The sequence below is a fragment of the Stenotrophomonas sp. YIM B13575 genome (assembly GCF_042787595.1).
In the GTDB taxonomy this organism is placed as follows: domain Bacteria; phylum Pseudomonadota; class Gammaproteobacteria; order Xanthomonadales; family Xanthomonadaceae; genus Stenotrophomonas; species Stenotrophomonas lactitubi_B.
In genome coordinates, this window is sequence record NZ_JBHZOP010000159.1 from 1 (window position 1) to 7,817 (window position 7,817).

Annotated in this window: 6 protein-coding genes; 1 reads left to right on the top strand and 5 read right to left on the bottom strand. The window is 65.9% G+C overall.

Translation table 11 applies throughout. The annotated features are described in order from the left end of the window. Positions 1 to 85: 85 nt before the first annotated feature. Entirely contained in the window at positions 86 to 3,211 is a 3,126-nt protein-coding gene (gene smeE, locus ACFX4F_RS19680; RefSeq protein ID WP_380657982.1) for a multidrug efflux RND transporter permease subunit SmeE, read from the bottom strand. A 12-nt stretch (positions 3,212 to 3,223) separates the two neighbouring features. Then, a complete protein-coding gene (smeD, locus tag ACFX4F_RS19685; RefSeq protein ID WP_099820612.1) occupies positions 3,224 to 4,405 on the bottom strand; it encodes a multidrug efflux RND transporter periplasmic adaptor subunit SmeD in 1,182 nt (393 codons plus the stop codon). A 227-nt stretch (positions 4,406 to 4,632) separates the two neighbouring features. Between smeD and smeT the strand changes: the two genes are divergently transcribed. Continuing rightward, on the top strand, positions 4,633 to 5,301 hold the full coding sequence (gene smeT / locus ACFX4F_RS19690) for an efflux transporter SmeDEF transcriptional repressor SmeT (protein WP_380657985.1): 669 nt from the start codon (positions 4,633 to 4,635) through the stop codon (positions 5,299 to 5,301). A 63-nt stretch (positions 5,302 to 5,364) separates the two neighbouring features. Here smeT and hslU read toward each other — a convergent pair whose 3' ends face one another. The 3 genes from hslU to ACFX4F_RS19705 form a co-directional block, all read right to left on the bottom strand. Further along, a complete protein-coding gene (gene hslU, locus ACFX4F_RS19695; RefSeq protein WP_089236974.1) occupies positions 5,365 to 6,744 on the bottom strand; it encodes an ATP-dependent protease ATPase subunit HslU in 1,380 nt (459 codons plus the stop codon). 76 nt (positions 6,745 to 6,820) lie between these two features. Continuing rightward, on the bottom strand, positions 6,821 to 7,372 hold the full coding sequence (gene hslV / locus ACFX4F_RS19700) for an ATP-dependent protease subunit HslV (protein WP_025877284.1): 552 nt from the start codon (positions 7,370 to 7,372) through the stop codon (positions 6,821 to 6,823). A 74-nt stretch (positions 7,373 to 7,446) separates the two neighbouring features. After that, positions 7,447 to 7,647: a DUF3079 domain-containing protein gene (locus ACFX4F_RS19705; protein ID WP_099820638.1), complete on the bottom strand. Its 201-nt coding sequence runs from the start codon at positions 7,645 to 7,647 to the stop codon at positions 7,447 to 7,449. Positions 7,648 to 7,817: the final 170 nt, after the last annotated feature.

The following is a 7,817-nucleotide window of genomic DNA, read 5'->3' on the forward strand; positions in this document are numbered from 1 at the left end:
GGGGTCACGGTGGTAGCGCCGGGCCGGGCCCGGCGACTATGCGGTGAGGCATCCGCCGGGCAGGGCCCGGCGCTACCGGTTGTCATCACTCGGTGGCGTTGCGCTTCTTGAACACGCGCTGCACCACGACGAAGAACAGCGGTACGAAGAACACGCCGAGCACGGTGCCGACCACCATGCCGCCGAGCACGCCGGTGCCGATCGCCTGCTTGGCGCCGGAGCCGGCACCGCTGGAGATCGCCAGCGGCAGCACGCCCATGCCGAAGGCCAGCGAGGTCATGATGATCGGACGCAGACGGTCGCGCACTGCATGCATCGTCGCTTCGATCAGCCCTGCGCCCTTCTCCAGATGCTCCTTGGCGAACTCGACGATCAGGATCGCGTTCTTGCTGGTCAGGCCCACCGTGGTCAGCATCGCCACCTGGAAATAGATGTCGCGCTCCATGCCACGGAAGGTATTGGCCAGCACTGCACCAAGGATGCCCAGCGGCGCCACCAGCAGCACCGAGGTCGGCACGCTCCAGCTTTCGTACAACGCAGCAAGGCACAGGAACACGATCATCAGTGACAGCGTGTACAGCAGCGGCGTCTGCGAGCCCGCCTGGCGTTCCTGGTAGGACATCGCCGTCCACTCGACGCCGAAGCCCGCCGGCAACTGCTTGGCCAGCTGTTCGATCTCGGCCATGGCATCACCGGAGGCCACGCCCGGGGCAGGTTCGCCCTGGATTTCGGTGGCCGACACGCCGTTGTAGCGTTCCAGGCGCGGCGAACCGTAATCCCAATGCTTGCTGGCGAAGGCGCTGAACGGAACCATCTCGCCATTGTCGTTCTTCACCGACCAGAGATCGAAGTCCTCCGGCACCATGCGGAACGGCTGGTCAGCCTGCACGAACACGCGCTTGACGCGGCCGCGATCGATGAAGTCATCGATGTACGAGCTGCCCCATGCGGTGGCCAGGGTGGTGTTGACCTGGTCGATCGACAGGCCCAGCGAGCTGGCCTTGGCCACATCGATATCGATGCGGAACTGCGGGGTGTCTTCCTGGCCGTTCGGACGCACGTTGGCCAGCTTCTTGCTGCCGGCCGCCAGGCCAAGCAGCTGGTTGCGGGCCGCCAGCAGTGCCTCATGGCCCTGGCCGCTGTTGTCCTTCAGGAAGAAGGTGTAGCCCGACGCCGTACCCAGCTCCGGAATGGCCGGCGGTGGGAAGGCAAAGATGAAGGCATCCTTGATCTGCCCCAGTGCAGCCATCGCACGTCCGGTGATCGGCATCACGCCATTGTCAGCGTCACGATCCTTCCAGTCCTTCAGCTTGACGAAGGCCATGCCCGCGTTCTGGCCCATGCCGGCGAAGCTGAAGCCCTGCACCGAGAACACCGATTCGACGGCACCCTTCTCGTTTTCCATGAAGTGCTTTTCGAGCGCGGCGATCGATTCCAGCGTGCGCTCCTGGGTTGCGCCCACCGGCGCCTGCACCAGCGCCATCAGCACGCCCTGGTCTTCATTGGGCAGGAACGAGCTGGGCAGGCGCACGAACAGGACGCCCATCAGCAGGAACAGTGCGGCCACGATGCCCATGAACCGCCACGGGCGATGCAGGATGCCGCGCACGCCGCGCTGGTAGCTTTCGCTGGTACGGTCGAAGCCGCGGTTGAAGCCGTTGAAGAAGCGACCGGCGAAACCGCGGTGGGCGACATGGTGCTCGCCCTTCTTCAGCGGCTTGAGCATGGTCGCGCACAGCGCCGGCGTCAGCACGATCGCCACCAGTACCGACAATGCCATCGCCGACACGATCGTCGCCGAGAACTGCCGGTAGATCACACCGGTGGAGCCGCTCATGAAGGCCATCGGCACGAACACCGCCGACAGCACCAGGCCGATACCCACCAGCGCACCGGTGATCTGGCTCATCGACTTGCGGGTGGCTTCCAGCGGCGACAGGCCCTCTTCGGACATGATGCGCTCGACGTTCTCCACCACCACGATGGCATCGTCCACCAGCAGGCCGATCGCCAGCACCATCGCGAACATGGTCAGCATGTTCACCGAGAAGCCCAGCACCGACAGCACGCCGAAGGTGCCCAGCAGCACCACCGGCACGGCGATGGTCGGGATCAGGGTGGCGCGGAAGTTCTGCAGGAACAGGTACATCACCACGAACACCAGCACGATCGCTTCGAGCAGGGTCTGCACCACGCCCTTGATCGACACGCGCACGAACGGGGTGGTGTCGTACGGGATCTCGGCCTTCAGGCCGGCCGGGAAGAAGCCTTCCAGTTCCTTCAGGGTTTCATCGACACCGGCCGCGGTATCCAGCGCGTTGGCGCCGGTGGCCAGGGTGACCGCCAGGCCGCTGGCCGGCTGGCCGTTGTAGCGGGTGACGAAGTCGTACGACTCGGCGCCGAGCTCGACGCGGGCAACGTCGCCCAGGCGCAGTTCGGCACCATCCTGCGCACCGCGCACTATGATGTTGCGGAACTGTTCCGGGGTCTGCAGGCGCGACTGCGCGTTGATGGTGGCGTTGAGCTGCTGGCCCTTCACCGACGGCGCACCACCCAGCTGGCCGATGGCCACCTGCGCGTTCTGTGCCTTCACCGCAGCAACCACTTCCGGCACCGACATGCCGTAGGTGTGCAGCTTGTTCGGGTCCAGCCAGATGCGCATGGCGTACTTGCCACCGAACACCTGGATGTTGCCCACGCCCGGCACGCGGCTGAGACGGTCCACGACATTGGAGCCGACGTAGTCGGCGATGTCGTTGGCATCCATGCTGCCGTCTTCGGACACGAACGCGATGACGTTCAGGAAGCCCGAGCTGGACTTGGCTACGTTGATGCCCTGCCGCTGCACTTCCTGCGGCAGCAGTGGCATCGCCAGCTGCAGCTTGTTCTGCACCTGCACCTGGGCGATGTCGGGGTTGGTCCCGCTCTCGAAGGTCAGGGTGATGGTGGCCTGGCCGTTGGACGAGCTGTTGGAGGAGAAGTAGATCAGGCCATCAAGGCCCTTCATGTTCTGCTCGATGATCTGCGTCACCGAGTCTTCGACCACCTTGGCCGAAGCACCCGGGTAGCTGGCGCTGATTTCCACCGCCGGCGGTGCGACGTTGGGGTACATCGAGATCGGCAGCTTGAACAGGGCCAGGCCGCCGGCGAGCATGATGATGATCGCGATGACCCACGCGAAGATGGGTCGATCGATGAAGAAACGTGCCATGGGGTTCTCCGCTTACTTCGCGCCTGCGGCCGCAGCTGCAGGTTGGGCGGCGGCCGGCTTGGCCGGGGCGGCGCCCTGTTCGGTGGCGTTCACGGGCATGCCCGGGCCGATCTTCTGCAGGCCTTCGACGATGACCTTGTCGCCGGCCTTCAGGCCGTCCTCGACCAGCCACTTGTCGCCGACGGTGCGGCTGACCTTGACCGGGCGCACTTCGACCTTGTTGTCCTTGCCGACCACCATCGCGCTGGTATCGCCCTTCGGATCGCGGGCGATGCCCTGCATCGGCACCAGCACCGCGTCGCTGCGCACGCCGCCGCCGATCACCGCGCGCACGTACATGCCCGGCATCAACAGGCCGTCGGGGTTGTCGACCTTGACCCGCAGCGCGAAGCTGCCGGTGGCCGGATCGACGCTGACTTCGGAGAACTCCAGCGTGCCCTTGTGTTCGAAGGTGCTGCCGTCTTCCATCAGGATGCTGACCGGCGTCTGCTGGTTGTCCTGCAGGCGGCCGGCGGCCAGTTCGCGGCGCAGCTGCAGCAGCTCGGCCGAGGACTGGGTGAGGTCGACGTAGATCGGGTCCAGCTGCTGCACGGTCGCCAGCGCCGTGGCCTGGCCGGCGCTGACCAGCGCGCCCTGGGTGACGCTGGACTTGCCGATGCGACCGCTGATCGGCGCGGTGATGCGCGCATAACCGAGGGTCACGTTGGCGGCATCCAGTGATGCCTTGGCAGCACCGACGTCGGCCTCGGCCTGCTTCTGCGCGGCCACGGCGTTTTCCAGATCCTGCTGGCTGACCGCGTCGACCTTGGCCAGCTCGGTGATGCGCTTGGCGCTCAACCGCGCCGCATTGGCGGTGGCTTCGGCGCGGGCCAGCTGTGCGCGCGCGCTGTTGGCCTGGGCGCGGTAGCTGGCGTCCTCGATCTGGTACAGCGGCTCGCCGGCCTTGACCATCCCACCCTCGGTGAACAACCGCTTGGCGACGATGCCGTTGACCTGCGGGCGCACTTCGGCCACCAGGAAGGCATTGGTGCGGCCCGGCAGCTCACGTGTGAGGCCGACGGTCTCGGACTTCAGCGTGACCACGCTGACCTGGCCCGGCCCCTGTTCGGGCGCCTGGGGTTGGCCGCCACAGGCAGCGACGGTGGCAGCGATCGCCAGCGACAACGCGAAGGGTCGGATTCGGCTCAGCAACATGATGGGAATGGCTCTTGAAGGGAGGGATCTCAGTCGGCGCTGATATGGCGGACCCTCCCCTTGCAGGAGCGGAGACCGCGCGGACAGCGCCCACCCGGGTGGAGTGGGAGCCAGGACAGGCCTGCCACGCATACGACGGGAATGATGGGAGGGAAATATACATACATGCGTGTTTGTTTGTAAACCGGTACAATTCAGCCACGTTTCACGCTAACTCGTACCCACTCATGGCCCGCAAGACCAAAGAGGACACCCAGGCGACCCGGGAAGGCATCCTGGACGCCGCCGAAACCTGCTTCCACGAGCATGGCGTCGCCCGCACCACGCTGGAGATGATCGGCGCCCGCGCCGGCTACACGCGCGGCGCGGTGTACTGGCACTTCAAGAACAAGGGCGAAGTGCTGGCGGCGATGATCGAACGGGTACACCTGCCTTTCATGCAGGAACTGGAGCGCACCTCCAGCGACCAGCGCGATACCCCGGTGCACGATCTGCGCGCGGTGATGATCCACTCGTTCATCGAGCTGTCCGAGGACGAGCGCCTGCGCAAGACCATGGAGATCATGCTGCGCAGCGATGCCTCGGCTGATACCAGGGTACTGACCGAATTGCAGCAGGCCGGCTTCCGCGATGCCCTCGACCGGATGGAACGCGCCCTGCGCCGTGCCCAGGACCTCGGCCAGCTGCGCGACGGCGCCGACCCGAAGATCGCCGCGCGCATGCTGCACGCCACCGTGCTCGGCGTGCTGCACGGGGCGATGGTCGAGCCGGACCTGATGGACCTCAAGCGCGATGGCATGCTGGCGCTGGACATGACCCTGGCCGCCTACGTGAAGGAAGGCGTGTTCGTACCGGGTTCGGTACCGGAGCCGCTGCCGGAAGCGCTACCGTGGTAGATCCACGCCATGCGTGGATGCGAACGGACAAACAAAAAGGCCGCCTTTCGGCGGCCTTTTCATTTACAGGATGTAGCGGCTCAGGTCCGGGTCCTGCACCAGCTCCCCCAGGTGCGCATCGACATACGCACTGTCGATGGCCAGGGTTTCACCATCGCGGTCCGGTGCTTCGTAGCTGAGCGAATCCAGCAGTCGCTCCAGCACGGTGTGCAGACGGCGCGCACCGATGTTCTCCTGGCGCTCGTTCACCTGGAACGCGATCTCGGCCAGGCGATCGATGGCATCGGTGGTGAAACTGACCTTGACGCCTTCGGTGGCCAGCAGCGCTTCGTACTGTTTGGTCAGCGCCGCCTTAGGTTCGGTCAGGATGCGCACGAAATCGGCCTTGCTCAGCGCCCCCAGCTCCACGCGGATCGGGAAGCGGCCCTGCAGCTCGGGGATCAGGTCGCTGGGCTTGGCCAGGTGGAAGGCGCCCGATGCGATGAACAGGATGTGGTCGGTCTTGATCGTGCCGTACTTGGTGGACACGTTGGAACCTTCCACCAGCGGCAGCAGATCGCGCTGCACGCCTTCGCGCGAGACATCACCGCCAGACGAGCCTGCATCACCGCGCTTGGCGACCTTGTCGATCTCGTCGATGAACACGATGCCGTGCTGTTCGCAGGCTTCGATCGCGGCGGTGCGGATATCGTCCTCGTTGACCAGCTTGCCGGCTTCTTCTTCCTGCAGCAGCGGGCGCGCGGCCTTGATGGTCAGCGTGCGCTTGTGCGCCTTGGCGCCACCGCCGAGGTTGGCGAACATCGACTTCAGCTGCTGGCCCATTTCCTCCATGCCCGGCGGGGTCATGATGTCCATGCTGACGTTGGCGGTCAGGTCCAGCTCGATCTCGCGATCGTCCAGCTCGCCGTTGCGCAGCATCTTGCGGAACTTGATGCGGGTCTCGTTGTCCTGCGCCGACGGTTCGTTGCGCGCCGCCTCCGGGTCGAAGCCGATGCCACCGCTGCGGCGCGGCAACAGCGCATCGAGGATGCGGTCTTCGGCGCGCTCTTCGGCCTGCGTGCGCACGCGCACCTTGGCCTGCTCGCGGTACAGCTTGACGGCGGTATCGGCGAGGTCGCGGATGATCTGCTCGACGTCCTTGCCGACGTAGCCGACTTCGGTGAAGCGGGTCGCTTCGACCTTCACGAACGGCGCGTTGGCCAGCGTGGCCAGGCGGCGCGCGATCTCGGTCTTGCCGACGCCGGTCGGGCCGATCATCAGGATGTTCTTGGGCATGACCTCGTTGCGCAGCTCGGGCTGCAGCTGCATGCGGCGCCAGCGGTTGCGCAGGGCGATGGCGACCGCGCGCTTGGCGTCATGCTGGCCGACGATGTGCCGGTCCAGTTCCTGCACGATCTCGCGCGGGGTCATGGTGGCGGAGGAAACTTCGATCTTGTGCGGCATGGGTGTGCTCACGAATTCGTTGTCGGTAGCGCCGGGCCATGCCCGGCGGATCGGGAATGCCTGTGACGGTTCCCCGTCACAGCTCCTCGACCACCACGTTGCGGTTGGTGTAGATGCAGATGTCGCCGGCGATGTTGATCGCTTCGCTGGCGATGGTGCGTGCGTCCAGTTCGGTGTGCGCCATCAGCGCACGTGCAGCGGACAGTGCATACGAACCACCGGAACCGATGGCGATGATGCCGTCCTCCGGCTCGATCACATCGCCGGTGCCGCTGATGATCAGCGAGGTTTCCTTGTCGGCCACCGCCAGCAGGGCTTCAAGCTTGCCGAGGCGACGCTCGGTGCGCCAATCCTTGGCCAGTTCCACCGCAGCACGCTGCAGCTGGCCGTGCTTTTCCAGCTTGGCCTCGAACAGCTCGAACAGGGTGAAGGCATCGGCGGCGGCACCGGCGAAGCCGGCCAGCACCTGGCCATCGCGGCCGAGGCGGCGGACCTTGCGTGCGTTGCCCTTCATCACCGTGTGGCCGAGGGTGACCTGGCCGTCGCCGGCAATGGCCACGTGCTCGCCGCGACGAACGCAGACGATGGTGGTGGCGTGGAAAACGGTGGGATTCTGACTGGGGTCCATGCGGCCTCCGATAGCTGTTCACGGGACATGGGGACAGCCGCCGAAGCGATCAAGCCCGTGCCGATAGCTGCCGTTCAGCGCTTGGCATGCGATGGCCTGTCCGGATTCGGCTCAATGCCCCATGCCATGTACCAGTCTTCGCCCTGGGTTTCGATGGGGTGCTGGGTGCGGCCGGCGCCGTTGCCACAGGCCAGTGCGTCGGCGGCGCAGTAACGGTCGCAGCCCCAGCAGATGCGCTCGGGATGCTTGGGACGCAGCGGAATGGGCTTTGCCATGGTCGGCATCGCTTCGTGGCCTGCGGCCACGATGCGCCGGTCGCCCCTGCGCTGCCCTGATCAAGATCAAGCGGCGGCCGTTCCGGTAGCGCCGGGCCATGCCCGGCGAGCGCGCAGCGCGGGCTGCGTCGCATGCAGGAGACATGTATCGCACAGCCGCCGGGCATGGC

Coding starts and splice junctions, on each gene's coding strand:
- smeT (WP_380657985.1), top strand. CDS start 4,633: ATGGCCCGCAAGACCAAAGAGGACACCCAGGCGACCCGGGAAGGCATC.
- hslU (WP_089236974.1), bottom strand. CDS start 6,744: ATGCCGCACAAGATCGAAGTTTCCTCCGCCACCATGACCCCGCGCGAG.
- hslV (WP_025877284.1), bottom strand. CDS start 7,372: ATGGACCCCAGTCAGAATCCCACCGTTTTCCACGCCACCACCATCGTC.
- smeE (WP_380657982.1), bottom strand. CDS start 3,211: ATGGCACGTTTCTTCATCGATCGACCCATCTTCGCGTGGGTCATCGCG.
- smeD (WP_099820612.1), bottom strand. CDS start 4,405: ATGTTGCTGAGCCGAATCCGACCCTTCGCGTTGTCGCTGGCGATCGCT.
- ACFX4F_RS19705 (WP_099820638.1), bottom strand. CDS start 7,647: ATGGCAAAGCCCATTCCGCTGCGTCCCAAGCATCCCGAGCGCATCTGC.